Origin of the sequence: Peptacetobacter sp. AB800, assembly GCF_047807365.1 — a bacterium.
GTDB lineage: Bacteria > Bacillota > Clostridia > Peptostreptococcales > Peptostreptococcaceae > Peptacetobacter.
The window spans coordinates 144,429-162,195 of record NZ_JBLOUI010000001.1; the positions used below are offsets into that span (position 1 = coordinate 144,429).

19 protein-coding genes are annotated in these 17,767 nt (G+C 31.8%); all 19 read right to left on the reverse strand.

What is annotated here, in order from left to right; genetic code table 11:
* Positions 1-92: 92 nt before the first annotated feature.
* The 19 genes from ACK2WN_RS00660 to acpP all read right to left on the reverse strand — a co-directional run bounded on the left by ACK2WN_RS00660 (position 93) and on the right by acpP (position 17,719).
* A complete protein-coding gene (locus tag ACK2WN_RS00660) occupies positions 93-1,001 on the reverse strand; it encodes a tyrosine-type recombinase/integrase (protein ID WP_416154536.1) in 909 nt (302 codons plus the stop codon).
* A 58-nt stretch (positions 1,002-1,059) separates the two neighbouring features.
* Entirely contained in the window at positions 1,060-2,130 is a 1,071-nt protein-coding gene (locus tag ACK2WN_RS00665) for a DUF3866 family protein (RefSeq protein WP_300527804.1), read from the reverse strand.
* Positions 2,131-2,136: 6 nt separating this feature from the next.
* Positions 2,137-2,961: a glycosyl transferase gene (locus ACK2WN_RS00670; RefSeq protein ID WP_416154537.1), complete on the reverse strand. Its 825-nt coding sequence runs from the start codon at positions 2,959-2,961 to the stop codon at positions 2,137-2,139.
* The gene (locus tag ACK2WN_RS00675) at positions 2,961-3,659 is read right to left on the reverse strand and encodes a glycosyltransferase family 2 protein (protein ID WP_330000423.1); all 699 of its coding nucleotides are present in this window, start codon (positions 3,657-3,659) and stop codon (positions 2,961-2,963) included. The genes ACK2WN_RS00670 and ACK2WN_RS00675 overlap by 1 nt, the downstream gene beginning before the upstream one ends.
* A gap of 10 nt (positions 3,660-3,669) precedes the next feature.
* Positions 3,670-4,542, reverse strand: coding sequence for a copper transporter (locus ACK2WN_RS00680; protein ID WP_416154538.1), 873 nt, complete (start codon positions 4,540-4,542; stop codon positions 3,670-3,672).
* A 21-nt stretch (positions 4,543-4,563) separates the two neighbouring features.
* Positions 4,564-5,685: a putative cytokinetic ring protein SteA gene (gene steA / locus ACK2WN_RS00685; protein ID WP_300527813.1), complete on the reverse strand. Its 1,122-nt coding sequence runs from the start codon at positions 5,683-5,685 to the stop codon at positions 4,564-4,566.
* Between the two features lie 154 nt (positions 5,686-5,839).
* Positions 5,840-6,316, reverse strand: a complete 477-nt coding sequence (locus tag ACK2WN_RS00690; protein ID WP_300527816.1) for a sporulation initiation factor Spo0A C-terminal domain-containing protein — start codon at positions 6,314-6,316, stop codon at positions 5,840-5,842.
* Between the two features lie 64 nt (positions 6,317-6,380).
* On the reverse strand, positions 6,381-8,066 hold the full coding sequence (gene recN / locus ACK2WN_RS00695; protein ID WP_416154539.1) for a DNA repair protein RecN: 1,686 nt from the start codon (positions 8,064-8,066) through the stop codon (positions 6,381-6,383).
* 143 nt (positions 8,067-8,209) lie between these two features.
* A complete protein-coding gene (locus tag ACK2WN_RS00700) occupies positions 8,210-9,022 on the reverse strand; it encodes a TlyA family RNA methyltransferase (protein WP_300527821.1) in 813 nt (270 codons plus the stop codon).
* Positions 9,023-9,066: 44 nt separating this feature from the next.
* Positions 9,067-10,923, reverse strand: coding sequence for a 1-deoxy-D-xylulose-5-phosphate synthase (dxs, locus tag ACK2WN_RS00705; RefSeq protein ID WP_330000424.1), 1,857 nt, complete (start codon positions 10,921-10,923; stop codon positions 9,067-9,069).
* 19 nt (positions 10,924-10,942) lie between these two features.
* Positions 10,943-11,380, reverse strand: coding sequence for a divergent PAP2 family protein (locus ACK2WN_RS00710; protein WP_300527825.1), 438 nt, complete (start codon positions 11,378-11,380; stop codon positions 10,943-10,945).
* Between the two features lie 21 nt (positions 11,381-11,401).
* The gene (locus tag ACK2WN_RS00715; protein ID WP_416154540.1) at positions 11,402-12,289 is read right to left on the reverse strand and encodes a polyprenyl synthetase family protein; all 888 of its coding nucleotides are present in this window, start codon (positions 12,287-12,289) and stop codon (positions 11,402-11,404) included.
* A 21-nt stretch (positions 12,290-12,310) separates the two neighbouring features.
* Positions 12,311-12,529, reverse strand: a complete 219-nt coding sequence (gene xseB / locus ACK2WN_RS00720; RefSeq protein WP_270839988.1) for an exodeoxyribonuclease VII small subunit — start codon at positions 12,527-12,529, stop codon at positions 12,311-12,313.
* Positions 12,530-12,550: 21 nt separating this feature from the next.
* On the reverse strand, positions 12,551-13,951 hold the full coding sequence (xseA, locus tag ACK2WN_RS00725) for an exodeoxyribonuclease VII large subunit (RefSeq protein WP_416154541.1): 1,401 nt from the start codon (positions 13,949-13,951) through the stop codon (positions 12,551-12,553).
* 28 nt (positions 13,952-13,979) lie between these two features.
* Positions 13,980-14,945 carry an O-sialoglycoprotein endopeptidase gene (locus ACK2WN_RS00730; RefSeq protein WP_300527833.1) on the reverse strand — a complete coding sequence of 322 codons (966 nt, stop codon included), beginning with the start codon at positions 14,943-14,945 and terminating at the stop codon, positions 13,980-13,982.
* Positions 14,932-15,453, reverse strand: coding sequence for a transcription antitermination factor NusB (gene nusB / locus ACK2WN_RS00735; protein WP_006440061.1), 522 nt, complete (start codon positions 15,451-15,453; stop codon positions 14,932-14,934). Before nusB ends, ACK2WN_RS00730 begins: the two co-directional genes overlap by 14 nt.
* 146 nt (positions 15,454-15,599) lie before the next feature.
* On the reverse strand, positions 15,600-15,944 hold the full coding sequence (locus ACK2WN_RS00740; RefSeq protein WP_006440060.1) for an Asp23/Gls24 family envelope stress response protein: 345 nt from the start codon (positions 15,942-15,944) through the stop codon (positions 15,600-15,602).
* Between the two features lie 239 nt (positions 15,945-16,183).
* Positions 16,184-17,422 carry a beta-ketoacyl-ACP synthase II gene (fabF, locus tag ACK2WN_RS00745; RefSeq protein ID WP_416154542.1) on the reverse strand — a complete coding sequence of 413 codons (1,239 nt, stop codon included), beginning with the start codon at positions 17,420-17,422 and terminating at the stop codon, positions 16,184-16,186.
* 57 nt (positions 17,423-17,479) lie between these two features.
* Positions 17,480-17,719, reverse strand: a complete 240-nt coding sequence (gene acpP, locus ACK2WN_RS00750; RefSeq protein ID WP_270839983.1) for an acyl carrier protein — start codon at positions 17,717-17,719, stop codon at positions 17,480-17,482.
* Between the last annotated feature and the right edge of the window lie 48 nt (positions 17,720-17,767).

Genomic DNA, 17,767 nt, shown 5'->3' on the forward strand with positions numbered 1-17,767 from the left:
TTATAACAGTAACATAAAAAAAAGTCTAACAAATAATGTTAGACTTTGTATTTTATAAGTATTTTATAATTCCATTTTATTTGTACTCAGTATTATTTTCTCGGGTGTTTTAGATTCATTTCTTTTCTCATATTTTGATCTATGCAGTTTAAATATGACTGTATACTAGATAAATTAGTGTTTCCTAAAATTTTATTTACAGACGCTATATTGGCACCCTTATTTATCATATGTATTGCAAATGAATGTCTTAGCATAGTTGGATTTATGTTTTTATTTATATTTGCCTTTTGAGAATATCTTTTAATTATTTTCCATAATCCCTGTCTTGTAAACCTATGCCCTAATGCACTTACAAATAAAGCATTTTCGCCTTCAGCTGCTACATTATCTCTCGCTTCATTTACATAAAGTTCTAAGTATTTCTTAGTTACATCTATAAGAGGTATAATCCTTTTATTCTTAGTTGAAGAACAAGTTATACTCCCCATTTCAAAATCTACATCATCTATATTAAGGTCTATCAGCTCAGATACCTTCATTCCTGTGCCGTACAACACCTCAAATATAGCCTTATCTCTTTTTAATTTATTTGAGTCTAAACTTTCGAAATTTAACAGAGCTTCTATTTCTTCTTCTGTTAAAATCTCCACTGCTTCTTTTTTTATCTTTGGCTTTTTAATATTTTTAGCCGGATCTGTTTCACAAATCTTACTAAAGAATAGATAGTCGTGGAAAGATTTTATAGATGATGTAGTTCTAGCTATAGTAGAAACAGATGTATTGTGTTTCTCTAGCTCAACTAGATAGTTTAATATATCTGTTTCTACAACATCTTTGATATCTATATTTTTTTCCTCTAAATAATCCTTATATTTTTTTAAATCTATTCTATAAGATGAAACAGTGTTTAAAGATAATTTTCTTTTATTTTCTATATAATCTATATATTCTTTTATTAAATTGTCCATCCTAAACTCCTCATTCGATTTCTTACACATCGTATGTCCTCATACGAAATCTTTTAAAGTCAGGTTCTTTAATCCCAAAATTTTAGAATTATTTATTTTCTGTTATATAAATCGCTGCAGACGATGCTGAGTCAAAGAATTCACTATCCTGTTCGTAGTTTCTTCCCATGCTCTTAACTTTTAGTCCGTAGCTATCTATATCTTCTTTTGTTCTATTATTTTTTATGTATTCTATTTTATGTTTTTCGTCTAATTTATTTTCTTTAATCTGATTTTTTATTATGCTATCTTTTTCTTCACCGTAAATAGTTATTGGTATTTCAACCCCTACATTAACTATTTCATCAAATATAGTTATACTGTGGTGAGATATCCCTCTATGTCTATCTCTCATATCAGCAAAACTTATTCTAGGTATAGCAACTGGTCTACCACCTAATTTTGATATTGCATCTAATATTGGTCCTTGTTCAATTCCTGTAAATCCGTATTTTGTACCAGTTCCAGCAATTCCAGGTCCCATGCTTATAAATACAGCATCTGCTTTAGCTATTTCTTTAGCAGTTATTAATGCTGTATATATATTTATACATTCGTAATCTCCACCAAAGGCATTTCCAAATGTTATTGTAGAGTCTATTAATCCTTTATCTTTTAGCGTTGCTGCATTCATACTAAAGTATATTGGAAGTGCAGCTCCGTCAGTCATTATGTATACTAGTTTTTTGTTTGGATTTAGTCTTTTGTACGTTGCTGCAAATGGAGTTAGCATACTGTGTAGAGTTCCAACAACTACAGGCATTCCATCAAGTGTTTCAAATTTTTCAAATACATCGTGGTATTTGCTTTCGTGATCCTCAACTGAATCAACTCTAACCTGCATAGGAGTATATCTAAGCTTCATTATGTGCCCCTGACCTTCTAAATCAGCCTCCATGTTGTCTAGGTTAGATATTACATAGTGGTATCCACCTGTACCAAGAGAAAGCTCCACAGCTGTCGTATTTAGAAGCACCTTATCTCCAACTTTTACTTCTCCAGTCATTTTAGGATAGTTGTACGCTCTAAATATTTCTCCGTTTATTTCAACTCTTATATCGTCAAGCTGTCCATTTTGTTTTTTTATTTCAACTACATCGCCTATTTTTCTGCTCAACATAAATGACTACCTTCCTAATCTGTCCAAGAAATTAAGGACTTTATTTTTTTCTATTATCTTAGTTAGGGAATATTTTTCAGTTAAGATATGTATAAGTACTAAGAATACTAACCAACCTATTTTAACATTTATAGAATATCCAAATGCCATAAATATACCTATTGATATACCAAGCACATTTGAACCAGCATCCCCCATCATACACTTAGCTTTTAAATCCTGATTGAAGTAAGCAAGCACTGCTGGAACTATTAAGAATGGTAGTATTCTTGTAAATCCAGTAAGTGTAGCTATCATAACAATCATTATAACTAAATATACTTTTATAGCTCTTCCCGGTCTTAAATCCATTAAGTTCATAAGATTTGTAGAAAGTGCTATTATAAGTGTATTTAATACTATTTCAGGTATGCTTCTTGTTAAGACTACTGATATTAATAATCCAACAAACCCTCCATAAAGTGCTTTAAATCCACCTGTTGTAAGTGTACCTTTGAAAAGACTTTTAAAGTGTCCTTTTAAGCCACTTACGTTTCTATTTCCAATTATATCGTCCATTATCCCTGCAAATGACATAGATAAAGCTGCAAATAAGAACATAAATAAGTATTTCATATGCTCAGAATCTCTATCTATATAAGCTAGTACCATAGATGATATAACAAGCATTGGAACGAATACTATCCCCATACTTACAGGTATCATATCCTGTTTGTAGTTAGGTCTAACTATTTCGCCTTCTATTAACATTTTTTTGAACATAGGAATTATAAGAAGAGTCCCTACAAATCCTACTAATGCAAGTATAAGCATAATGTACATATCTGCCATTACTTAGCACCCCATTCCTTTTTCTTCTGTTTTACAACTTTTTTAATATGGTAATATTGTTTACCTCTGTGGATAAATCCTTTTAAATCCCTTCCTGTTTCATTGTGAGTCATTTCCACTGGAACTTCTTTAATTCTGTATCCCCATTTTAATATGTCTATAGACATCCCTACTTCGACACCGTATCCATATGGTATTGTATCAAATCTTTCTATTACTTCTTTTTTGAATATTCTCTGACCTGATATACTGGCGTTTAATTCAACACCTGTCATTTCATATACAGACTCTTTAGCTAGTCCTTTTACAAGACCTAGTCCACCCTTTTTCTTAGCTCCAGGGAACTGTGCTATTGTCACATCTGCCTCGTCATCAAATACTGGTTTTATTATTTTTATTACTTCTGAAGAACAAGACCCTAAATCTGCATCTAAGAATCCTACTATATCTGCATTTTTAAGAGCTTCTTTTAGACCAAAGTTAAGAGCATATCCCTTACCTCTATTTTTATCAAGTCTAAATACTTTTACTTTTTCACTATCTACACTTCTAGCTTCTGATTCTGTATTGTCAGAAGAACCATCGTCGACAACTATTATTTCATTTATTTCATCTATACCAACAATCCCTTCAAGAGTAGCTTTTATTCTGCTACCCTCGTTGAATGCTGGCATTATTATGCTTGTATAATGTTCCATTTTTTTCTCCTTATTTTTCCATTGGGATTAGAGAAGATGCTGTATCTAATCTTCCGAAATTACCTACAAGATTTTCATCCTGTATTAGAGCTACTAAAGAAAGTACTCCTGTTTTTTCATCTATATTATCTACAGTTGCTGCTTTATTTTTAGCATACTGCTCAACATATGAAGTTTTAGCTCCTTTTGTCTGTGCTTCAACTACATATTTGTTTTCAGATTTTAATTTTGATACTACAAATTTATCAAGTTCATTGAACTGTTTTGCTGGATCTGATGATTCTGATGCTGCTGATATTACAACAGATGAGAAGTTTGAAATATCATCGCTTTCAGAATTTAAGTCTATCATCTTTAATTCTTCTAGTGGAGCTAAAGATTCAGCATTACCTCTTTTTACTATGTCGAACACATAGTTTACAACGTCCCCAGTTGATTTAAATTTTTCTCCAGTTTTTTCAGCTGCCTGTTTTATTAATTCTTTGTCAGTTATTTCTTTATTTAATATTAATTCAAAAGCAACTGAACCATCATACTGATTTACTATTTCTTTTAATTTGTCTACATTTTCTGTTCTACCGTAAGTAGATACAACAGCAACTTTTTTACCTGATAAAGAGCCTGACATTAAAGCATCTGCATTTTCATTTACATACTCTACTAAAGCATTGTACTTTTTATCAGTATTTTTTAAGTCAGATGATAATGTATCATTTTCTTCCTGGATACTGTTGAATTCTTCATCAAGCTGCTCTATTATAGCTGCCTGCTGTTTGTTCATTTCTTCGTTATTGTTTAGATTGAATCCAACAAGTATCCCTATACCTAACGCTAGGAATATTGCCCCAATCGAAACAATGTAGTATTTCATATTTATATGCATAATATTTTCCTCCTGCTAAAACTACATATTGAGCATTATTCTTAATTTTAATTGCATAAGCTGTATAAACTGCTGCATTCTTGGAGATAGTGATGCCAGTATTAATACTGGGAATAATGCAGTAGCTATTAATGCCCAAATATATTTTATTTTTAATTTACTTCTGTATAAAAGGTTAACACCTTTTGCATCTATAAGCTTTGCACCTATTTTCATTCTAACTAGGAATGTACTCGCCATACCTTTTCTACCTTTTTCAAGGAAGTCTATTATATTAGAATGAGTTCCAAGTGCAACTATAAGCTCAGCATTGTACTCGTATGCTATAAGCATAGCAATATCTTCACTTGTACCTGGTGCTGGGAATACTACAGAATCAAGTCCTAAATCCTGTACTCTTTTTAGTCCAGGTGCTCTACCATCTGTATATGCATGTACAACGATTTCTCCAGCTGCCTTTAATGATTCATCGCTTACACTATCCATATCCCCTACAACAACATCTGGTTTATATCCAAATTCCATAAGTGCATCTGCTCCACCATCAACACCTACTAGTATTGGTTTGACCTCTTCAATATAAGAAATCATTGTAGCTAAATCTTCCTTATAATCCTGTCCTCTTACAACTATAAGTACCTGTTTTCCCCGATATTTTGTTTTTACTTTAGGTATTTCAACTTCACCAAGTATAAAACCTTTTTCTTTTTTAGCATACTCTATAGTATTGTCTATAAATCTGTCTAATTCTTCCCCTAAGTTATCATACGCTAATTTTATCTGAACAGCTACTTTTTCTCTAGTAAGTACATCTCCTTCTCCTATTAGCTCATCACCACGGAATATTTTTCCATCCTCTACTAGTAATGTTTCGCCTTCAGATACATTGTTAAAAAGATCTTCTCCTACTCTATCTATTATAAGTATGTTGTTTTCTGTTAAAATCCCAGGTCCCTTGTTAGGATATCTACCACTTATAGACTCAGCAGCATTTATAACTAATTTGACCTTAGCTTCAACTAAAGAATTTGCTGCAACCTCATCTATATCAACATGGTTGATGACTGCTATCTCACCAGGCTGAATTCTTTTAGCAAGCTTCTTTGTTTTGCGGTCTACCCTTATCGGTGCCTTGACTATCATATCAAACCCTCCAAATTTCATAAAATCACATTATATTATACCATATTTTTTTATTTAAATATAAATTTTTATAAAAAAATAGGAAAGTTGATTTTATCAACTCCCCTAATATAGACTTATTTTTCTTTATTTAACCTTTTAACTTTATAATATTTTAATGTTTTTTCCACATATAAGGATTTTTTATAGTTTTAGAGTTTCTTATTTTTTCAGCTGCACAAAATACAAATTCCATATTTGTAGGAATATCATTTTTAGAAAAAATATCACACCCTAAAATTTGATTGAGCTCCTCATAATCCCTATTCTTTTTTAAATCTTGTATAGCATATCTAATACTTCTCTCTATATTCGTCTTTTCGGTATTATTTTTATTTGCTATAGCACCGATAGTAGTACTATCCTCTTTTATATCGTACTTTGTATCTCTTAAAAGCTCAATATATATAGATTCCTTTATATACCTATACCCTTTTAATTTCGAGCGAATTCCCAAATAATTTATAAATTCGCTTGTATCTGCTTCTATTGAACTTATGCAACGTATATCATCAATATTCAATTCTTCATATTGATCTTCTTCTATATACCAGCATATAGTATTATATAATGGTCTATCAATATACCTCATTTTTTCTCCCCCATTTCTCCAAAGTTTATTGATAAGTTTACCTATTATGCTTATATAAATACAACTATCTACATTTGTATTCTTCTGCAAGAGAAAGTATTTCTTTTGCATGCTCGATTGTTTTTTCTGTTATCTGCTTTCCAGATATAAGTCTTGAGATTTCTCTCTTTCTACCATCGGCATCCAATTTTTCAACAACTGTAAATGTTCTTTCACCATCTGTTTTCTTTTCTATACAATAGTGTGTATCCGCGTTGGCTGCAATCTGTGGAAGATGTGTTATACAGATTATCTGCTTCTTAGTAGCTATATCAGATAATTTTTCACCTACATTCTGTGCAGCAATACCACTTATTCCTGTATCAATTTCATCAAATACCAATGTTTCTATCTCATCCGTATCAGCTAAAATAGTCTTAAATGCAAGCATAAATCTAGATATTTCTCCTCCAGATGCCACCTTTGATATAGGTCTTAAGTCTTCCCCAACGTTGAAAGAAATCATAAATTCTGCAAAATCTCTTCCCTCTGCAGTAAAATCTCTATCACTAAACTCTGTACAGAATCTTACATTTTTCATATCCATACTATCTAGCTCTTCAATTAGAAGTGCAGCCATCTTCTCAGCTTGCTCTTTTCTAATTTCAGTTAATACTTCTGATTTTTTGTACAGCTCTTCTTCTATAGATTCTAATTTTTCCTTTAATCTCTCTTTTTCCTCATCTCTATTTAAAATATCGTACAATCTTTTAGATATTTTTTCGTGGAAATTAAAGATATCCTCTATAGTATCCCCGTATTTTCTTCTAAGATTATTAATATCATTTAATCTAATTTCTATCTGCTCAAGTTCATATGGCTCAAAATTTATACTATCCTTATAATCTCTTATTTCTCCAGATAAATCCTGAAGCTCATACATTATTCTCTCTACCTCATTGTAAATATCCCCTATTTTCTTATCAAAAGACGCTATAGAAGATAACTCACTTACAACTCTACCTACTATGTCAATAGCATTTATCTCGCTATTGTGGATTGCTTCATATGATACATTTAGATTATTGAATATTTTTTCGCTGTTTCTAAATACATCCCTCTTCTGTATGAGCTCTTCATATTCTTCAGGATTTAGATTTGCCGCTTCTATCTCATCAATTTGGAATTTTAGCAAATCTATTTCCCTCTGTATTTCCATCTCATCTTTATTGTCGTTCAATCTTAATAGTTCTGACTTCACCTTAGAATACTCAGAATAAAGCTCTTTATACTCCATTTTTGCATCCACTATTGTTTCTCCAGCAAATGCATCTATAAATTTCAAATGTCTGCTTGGATCAAATAACAACTGGTTTTGATGCTGCCCGTGGACATCTATCAAGTATGATACTATCTCTTTAAGCAAAGATAGTTTAACAGTTCTTCCATTGACCCTAGCAGTACTCTTCCCGTCAGAATATATTACTCTGGCTATAGTAATAATTCCGTCTTCCATATCAATATCATTTTCAGACATTATTCTTTTTAAATTTTCATTTTCAGAGTAGAAAACTGTTTCTACAAAACCTTTATCAGTTCCTTTTCTTAAAAATGATTTATCATATTTATTTCCAAGACACAGACCTAACGCATCTATTATTATAGATTTCCCAGAACCTGTTTCCCCTGTCAAAATATTCAAGTTTTTGTCTATAGTGAGCCTCAGCTCCTCTACAAGAGCACAATTTTTCATATATATTTCGAGAATCAAACCAATATGTAGTATACCTATATACTACAAACTCACCTCCAAGCTCACAAATCATATCGATTTAGTGAAAATTTTTACGTCTTTAATATTTAATTTATAAAATTTATTTTTTATAAATTAGCAAAATAACCCTATATTACGGGTTATTTGCTAAGCTGATGCGATTTTTCAACAACTTCTCTTATATTTTCAAAGTGTTTTTCTCTATCGTAAGTAAATCCTTCATTAGATGTACATAGATGTATTAAGTATTCTATATTTCCTTCTGGTCCTTTTATAGGTGAGAAATCTAGATTTTTAATAGCAAATCCATTTTCTACCACAAAATCAGAAATCATTTCTATAACTTCTATATGAGTTGAAGTTTCTCTTACGACACCTTTTTTACCAACTTTTTCTCTTCCTGCTTCAAACTGTGGTTTTATAAGAGCTACTATTTCTCCGCCATCTCTAAGCAGCTTTTTAGCTACAGGAAGTACTAATTTTAATGATATAAATGATACGTCTATAGAAGCAAAATCTGGGAATTCTTTTAAATCCTCAGTTGTGACGTTTCTTATGTTAGTTCTTTCCATACAAACTACTCTTTCATCACTTCTAAGCTTCCATGCTAACTGTCCATATCCAACATCTATAGAAAATACCTTTATAGCTCCGTTCTGAAGCATACAATCTGTAAATCCTCCTGTAGACGCTCCTATATCCATACAAATTTTTCCCTCTAGTGTAAGGTCAAAATTCTTCATAGCCTTTTCTAATTTTAATCCCCCTCTACTTACATAAGGTATTGGATTTCCTTTAACTTCTATATTTGCATCTTCCTTTACTTCTGTTCCAGCCTTGTCACATCTCTGATTATCTACAAAAACTAATCCAGCCATTATAGCTTTTTTAGCTCTTTCTCTACTTTCGAAGTAACCCTGCTCAACTAGAAGCACATCTATTCTTTTCTTCATATTAATCCTTTCCAGAATTTATACTCTATATACAATTATAAACTCTAAATTTTTTTTATTCTTTCTACAATTTTATTTGCTGATATTCCAGCTAATTCCTGTAGCTCTTCGCAGCTACCATGAGGAATAAATTTTTCTGGTAATGCTATGTTAATTACCTTGTTATTATATTCCTTTTCTGACGCATACTGCAATATCCTGCTTCCAAAACCACCGATGATTATATTATCCTCGACAGTAACAATATTTTTATATTTAGAAAACATCTCATCTAATAACTTTTCATCAATAGGTTTTAAGAATCTAGCATTTACAACACCAACACTTATACCTTCTTTTTCTAGTACTTCTGCTGCTTCAAGAGCATTTTTAACCATATTTCCTATAGCTAAAATTACTGTATCTTTTCCTTCTTTTAAAACCTCATATGTACCAGTTTCTATTTTTCCATATTTTCCAACATTTAACTCATAACAATTTCCACGAGGGTATCTTATAGCACATGGTCCATCTATTTCTAAAGATAAATCCATCATAGACATAAGCTCTTTTGAATCTTTTGGAGCCATTACTGTTATTCCAGGAATACTATTTAGATAAGACAAATCAAATTCTCCATGATGTGTTTCCCCATCATTTCCTACAAGACCAGCTCTATCTATAAGGAATGTAACATTTTTTCCTGTAATACAGACATCGTGTAAAACCTGATCATACCCTCTCTGAAGGAACGATGAATACACAGCAAAATAAGGCTTCATTCCATTTTTTGCAAGTCCTGCAGAAAATGCAACTGCATGTTGTTCTGCAATTCCCACGTCATAATATCTATTAGGATGATTTTTTTCAAATATATTAAGCCCTGTTCCTGAAGGCATAGCAGCAGTTATTGCTACTATTCTATCGTCTATACAAGCCATCTGAGATAGCTTTTCTCCAACAGCTGCAGATATGCTTTTTTTATCAGATGGTTGTACACCAACTTTTATATCAAACTTAGAAACACCATGATATTTATCTGGATGTTCCTCAGCATATCTATATCCTTTACCTTTTTTAGTTATAACATGTAAAAGCATAGGGCCTTTTCTTTCTTTTGCATTTTTTAAACAAGCTATTAAATCACTTATATTATGACCATCTATAGGACCGTAGTATTTAACCCCTATAGAATCAAAAAATGCACATTCTTGTGGTACAAAACTATACATTATAGTATCTGTAAGTCTGCTTGCAGCCCTAGATATCTGCCCTCCTGTGCTAGTCATATTTAAAAATCTATCTACTTCACCCTTCATTTTGTGAACTTTAGAATTTCTAATCAAACCAGACATATAAGTAGACATCCCACCTACATTTTTATCTATAGACATTTCATTGTCATTTAGAATGATAATCATGTCGTTTTTTATATATCCAAGCTGGTTTATAGCCTCCATAGCCATACCACCAGTTATAGAACCATCACCTATAACAGCTATAACACTTCCATCTTCACCTTTTATATCCCTTGCGCACGCAAGTCCGACTGCAGTAGAGATAGAAGTAGAACTGTGTCCAGTATCTATTATATCGTGACAACTTTCTTTTTCTTTAGGGAATCCACTCATCCCATCAAGCTGTCTTAATGTGTCAAATTTATCTTTTCTTCCTGTAACAATCTTATGTACGTATGACTGATGACCAACATCCCATACTATTTTATCTTTCGGACTATCAAACACTTTATGCAGTGCCAATGTCAATTCAACTACTCCTAAATTAGAAGCTAAATGTCCTCCTGTTTTTGATACAGATCTCACTAAAAACTTTCTTATATCCTTTGCAAGAAGATCTAGTTCCTCTATACTCATATTTTTTATATCTTTAGGAGAGTTTACTTTATCCAAATATTTGTACATTATCCTCACCTCTACTTTATTACATAAGTACAAGTGCCACTATTATTCCTAATATAGCACCACCTAAAACCTCAAAAGGCGTATGTCCAATAAGTTCCTTTAATTTTTCATTTTGTATTAATTTACCGTGTTGAAGGTCTTCTAACATCTGATTTAATATTGTAGCCTGTTTACCAACAGCTCTTCTAACACCTGCTGCATCGTACATTACAATAGCAGCAAAAACTACAGCTATTGCAAAGTTTGTAGAGTGGAACCCATCTACCATTCCAACAACAGTAGCTAAACTAGTTACAAAAGAAGTGTGAGAACTAGGCATTCCTCCAGATGTAGTTATTCTTTTTATATCAATTCTTTTTTCTTTTCCAGTAAATATTTTTATAAACTGAGCCAAAAAACACGCTATTATACTTATAGCCAATGCTCCGTTATGTGAAAATTCCATAAGGTATTTCATAATATACCTCCTTATCAAAGATTAGTGATCTCTAGATAGTATATAATCTGCTAAACCATCTAAGAATACTGTATCATCAGTTATCTTAGATATACTTTTCTTAGCATCTTCAACCAATTCTATAGCTATCTCTCTAGATTTTTCAAGTCCCATTAAAGATGGGTATGTAGATTTATTGTTTTCTATATCGCTTCCTACATGTTTTCCTAATTTAGCTTCATCTCCAACTATATCTAATATGTCGTCAACTATCTGGAATGCTAGACCTATTTTATTTGCATATTCTGTTATACATTCCATCTGTTTTTCATCAGCTCCACCTATAGCAGCTCCTGCTCTCATACAGCCGACCATCATGGCTGCAGTTTTATTTTCGTGTATATAGTCTAATTTTTCTTTAGGTATCTGCATATTTTCACTCTGGACATCTACAACCTGTCCACCTACCATACCGTAGATACCTGCTCCTCTAGCTATCTCATATGTAGCTCTTAGATATCTTTCTGGATTTTCTTTTCCTATAGATTCTTTAAGCATTGTTTCATATGCAAAGTTAAGAAGTGCATCTCCAGCAAGTATTGCCATAGCCTCACCAAATACTTTATGATTTGTAGCTCTACCTCTTCTTAAATCATCATTATCAAGCGCAGGAAGGTCATCATGTATTAGAGAGTATGTATGTATCATCTCTATAGCTGCTGCAAATGGAATTGCATTGTCTGTATCTCCACCAACTATTCTACAAGCCTCAAGAGTAAGAACTGGTCTTAATCTCTTTCCACCTGAACTTAAACTATAGTTCATAGCTTCCATTATAGTTTTCTGATAACCAACTTCCTCTGGCATATACTTTTTAATAATTTCTTCAGCATAATTAGCTCTTATTTTTAATTCTTCTTTAAAGTCCATTTTTCTTTCCTCCTAAACAAACTATTTTTCAAAATCTTCTTCTAATCCTAATTCATTGAACTTTTTAACTTTCATTTCAGCCTCATCTAAAAGCGCCTTGCATCTTCTATATAAAGCTATTCCTTCTTCGTACATCTCAAGTGATTTATCAAGCCCTGTACTCTTATCCTCTAAGGCTCTTAAAACTTCCTCTAATCTTGAATACGCTTGTTCATAAGTCATATTTTCTATATTGCTCATCGGATTACCTCTCAATTTAAATTATTTCTTTTCTATAGAATTTACAGTACAGTCTGCATTTCCATCGCTCATCATAATACTCAAAGACTCACCAACATTTATGTCTTCTGTACTGTTGACTGTTTTTCCTTCTTTTTGTACCATACAGTATCCTCTATCTATCGTAGCTAATGGACTTAAGCTATGTAGTAAAGCTCCTGTATTTCTCATATTTTCTCTCTTACTGCTAATAATCTGGTCCATACTGTTAATCATATTCACAGATACAGTATCTAATCTATATTTTTCAATATCTATTTTACTAGATATACTATTTTCAATTCTATTTGCTATAACCTTTAAGTTATTCTTACCCTCTTTTATAACTTCATTCTTAACAATAGAACAAATTTCTGAAAAATTATTTTCTAATTGGTATTTCTCTTTCTCTATCTTAGACTCTATACCTCTAGTCAATTTATTCGAAATTAATTCTAAATTATTCTTGCCAGATTTTATAACATCATTTTTTACAATAGTACATATAGCATTAAATGTATTATCAGCCTTATTTCTATCCCTATCTATAACTGCAGACATATTGTTTTTTAGCCGATTTTTACAATTATCTAATCTATATATTACTTCGTTCAAATCTGGCACTGCAATTTCAGCTGCTGCAGAAGGTGTAGGTGCTCTCATATCGGATACAAAATCGCAAATAGTATAATCTACCTCATGTCCTACTGCCGAAATTATAGGTATATCTGATGCAAATATAGCTCTTGCCACCTTTTCTTCGTTAAAAGACCAAAGTTCTTCAAGTGAACCACCACCTCTACCAACTATCATGGTATCTACATTCTGCATCTTATTAAAAAATTCTATCCCCTTTACAATTTCATCCGCAGAATTTGCTCCCTGCACAGCAACTGGGTACAAATATACATTAACCTTAGGGAACCTTCTCCTAACAACATTTATTATATCTCTAATTACCGCACCTGTTTGTGATGTTACAACACCTATACTCTTGGGCATATAAGGTATTTTTTTCTTAAACCTCGGATCAAATAGCCCTTCCCGGTTTAACTTCTTCTTCAATTTTTCAAATTCTATATGAAGGTTACCTACTCCATCTTTTTCTACATTTCGTATATATAATTGATATGCTCCATCTCTTTCGTATACCGATATATATCCATTTGCAACGATTTTCATTCCATCTTCTAACTGCAATGACTTATCGTAATTCCCCTTAAAAATTACACATTTCATCTTAGAAGTTTCATCTTTTAATGTTAGATATACATGTCCGCTAGAATTTATCTTAAAGTTGGAAATCTCTCCTCTAACCTTTAAGTTGTATAATATTGGATCATTAGATAAAACTTTCTTTATATATGAATTCGCCTCGCTTATTTCAAGTGCTCTAATTTCCATTTTTAATTCTCCTAAATAATTCTCTAAATTATTTTATAAAATCATCTAATCCTATTATAGCACAACCACATGCGTTATCTGCTGAGTATGCACCAACTGTAAAGAAACTGTTAATATTATACATCTGAAGTTTCTTTGACAGCCTTTCTGAAATATATTTACTCGATGCAACTCCACCAACAAATACGACATCATCTATCTCGTATTCATCACATACAAATCTCAATGCTTTCTCCAAACTTTTTACCGCTGCATTCATAACAGCCTTAGAAACATAGTACTTATCTTTTTCTTCCATCAATTTGTATACCTGATTTTCTAATCCAGATATATTCATATAACCGTCTTTTACAGACGTCTTTAATCCATTTGTAACCTCTTCCTTACATAAAAGTGCATTTTCGTCTACATATTTCCCAGCTGGAAAATCATAGCCCATCTTAACACCTACTCTATCTATCAACTGCCCAAAACTTATATCCTTGGTTCCACCTACTATCTCCGTCTTATATCCTTTATCACATTTTTCTGTAAGTAGAATTTCCATAGTCCCACCAGACATATGTACAGATACAAATCTCTCCAATTCTTCTTTATCGCAGCCGTAAAGAGATGCTGCTATATGATTTTCTTGATGTGTAGTTTCTAGCATCTCACAATCAAATATAGCTGCCATTGTCTTTGCAAAATTTTTTCCAACCTCAAAAACAGGCATATATGATTCCTCTACATCTCTAGGTTTTGCCGAAGCACAAATCATCTCTACCTTATATCCCTTTTTATGAATATGTTTTTTTAATCTTTCCGAAATCTCTCCAAAATTTTTAATATGTTGAAAAACGGCATCGCTCTGTCTAAGCCCACGCTCACCATTTTTTACATTCAGCATTATTCTTTCATTAAATACTATTTCTCTATTTAAAGTTATAGCTGCTATAGAAGTTGTATAGCAGCTAGTATCAATCCCTATTATTATTCGATTATTTTCTGTCATTTAAGTAACTACCTAAAACTCCATTTATAAATTTTGGAGATTTATCATCGCAGTACATTTTTGCCATTTCTATAGCTTCATTTATAGATACCTTTTCTGGTATGCTATCAATAAATCCTATCTCAGCTATTGCAAGTCTTAATATTGCAACGTCTACTTTTGGCATTGTCATTATAGACCATCCTTTAGCGTATTTGTCTATTGCTTCGTCTATTTCTTCGTGTTTTTCTTCGTATATTTTGCATACATTAGACACATAATCTAGGTTTAAATAGTTTTCTAGATCTATTTCTTCTTCAGTTTCCATAGATTCGTGTACATCGCTGTCATTTGAGCTCTGAAGTTTTAATTCTTCAAATCTATTAACTATATACTCCTCGTTACCTACTAAAAATTCCTTTACCTTGTTTTCTAAATCCGATAAATCGTCTTTTACAACATCTAAGTTGTATATGAATTTCATCATATATTCTCTTGATGTTACTGTCTTCACTCTATTGAATCCCATAAATTCCCTCCTAAATTTTTTCCGCACTATTTTTTTAGTATATTTATTTATTAAATCAAATTTTTCCGTTTAATTCAATAAGTTTTTTCAATTTACAAAAATATTTTGTCGCTTAAAAAACCCTCTGAAAAATCAGAGGGTATCCATTAATTTTTCTTAGCTTCTTCTTTATCTTTTTTGAAACTTACACCCTGAACATGTATGTTTACCTGAGATACGTCTAGCCCTGTCATTGTTTCAACAGCATTTTTAACATTTTCCTGTACTTTAAATGCTACATCTGGTATAGCAAATCCAAATTTAACAACTACCATAATGTCTACAGTTACAACTTCTTCTTCTAGCTGTATTTTTACTCCATTATTTTTTAATAATTTATCTGCTATGCTCTGAGAAGACTCAACCCCTTCAACTTCTAGCGCTGCTATCCATGCTATTGTAGAAACAACTTCATTTGATATTTTTATCTGTCCACAATTATTATTTTCCATTTTATATTTACCTCCCGCGTATTAGGTATTATTTACTCAATTATTTTAAAGCACTTATAGATATAATAATACCAAATTGAAAGAAACAATGCAATAACGTAATATTTTTAGCAAAAGAAAAGACAAGATTATAATCAATATTAAAACTATAATACAATACTTAATTAATGATTATTTCTCTTGTCTATATTTTTATGTTATCCAATAAAGTTATAAAACTTTTTTAGCAGTAATTTTTTCTACTCGTATTTTTTTAATACTATTGTAGCATTATGCCCACCAAATCCAAGAGAGTTGCTTAGAGCATAATTTATAGTTCTTTCTTTACCTTTATTTGGAGTGTAATCTAAATCCATTCCTTCTCCAAGATTTTCTAAGTTTATAGTAGGAGGCACAAAATTGTCTTTTATAGCAAGTGCACATACTATCGCCTCTATTGCACCAGATGCACCAAGAAGATGTCCTGTCATAGATTTTGTAGAAGATATAGAAACATTTTTAGCATTTTCACCAAATACTGATTTAATCGCCATAGTTTCATATAAATCATTGTAATATGTAGAAGTACCATGCGCATTTATGTAGTCTATCTGAGCTGGTTCTATTCCCGCATCATTTATAGCCACCTGCATTGCTCTAGCTGCACCTTCTCCACTTTCAGCAGGAGTAGTTATATGATATGCATCAGAAGTCATTCCATATCCTACTATTTCAGCGTATATTTTTGCATTTCTTTTTATAGCACTTTCTAATTCTTCTAATATTAATATTCCACATCCTTCTCCCATTACAAATCCATCTCTGTCTTTATCAAATGGTCTTGATGCCTTCTGAGGGTTATCGTTATTAGTAGACATAGCTTTCATATTACAGAACCCAGCCACAGCAAACTCAGCTACAGCAGCTTCTGTTCCCCCAGCTATCATAATATCTGCATCTCCTCTTTGGATTATCTTAAAAGCATCTCCTACAGAGTTTGTCCCAGATGCACATGCTGTACATATATTAGTACTTGGTCCTTTTGCGCCAAATTCTATAGCTACCTGTCCTGCAGCCATATTTCCTATCATCATAGGTATGAAGAATGGGCTAACTCTTCTATTTCCTTTTTCAAGAAGGTTTTTATGCTGAGCTTCTATTGTTTCTACTCCACCAATTCCTGTACCTATTACAGTACCCATTCTGTTTCCGTCTATATTGTTTAAATCTAACTCAGAGTCTGCAACAGCTAGCTTAGAAGCTACCATTGCAAACTGAGTAAATCTATCCATTTTTTTTAGTTCTTTTTTACTTATATAATCTTCTGGTGTAAAATCTTTTACCTCACCTGCTATCTGTGTCTGGTAATTTGTATAATCAAATCTAGTTATCTTATCTATACCTGATACACCACTTTTTATATTTACCCAGAAATCGTCTTTCCCTGTTCCAACCGGAGTTACGCATCCTAAACCAGTTATAACAACTCTTTTTTTCATAATTTCCTCCAATTTTCAATCTATCTTAGATTTACTATTCTTTTTTATGAAAATTTATTATTTATTAGCTTCTATATATTTAACTATATCGCCTATTGATTTGAATTCTTCAGCTGCTGTATCTGGTATTTCCATATCAAATTCATCTTCTAAAGACATTATTATTTCTACAGCGTCTAATGAATCTGCTTCTAAATCATTCATTAAAGAAGTCTCCATTGTTATTCCTTCGTTTTCAACACCTAACTGATCTACTATTATTTCTACTACTTTATCAAACATTTTAATTTCCTCCATAATTACCTTTTTAAATTTTTAATTTTAGTTTTTATATTTTAAATTTAA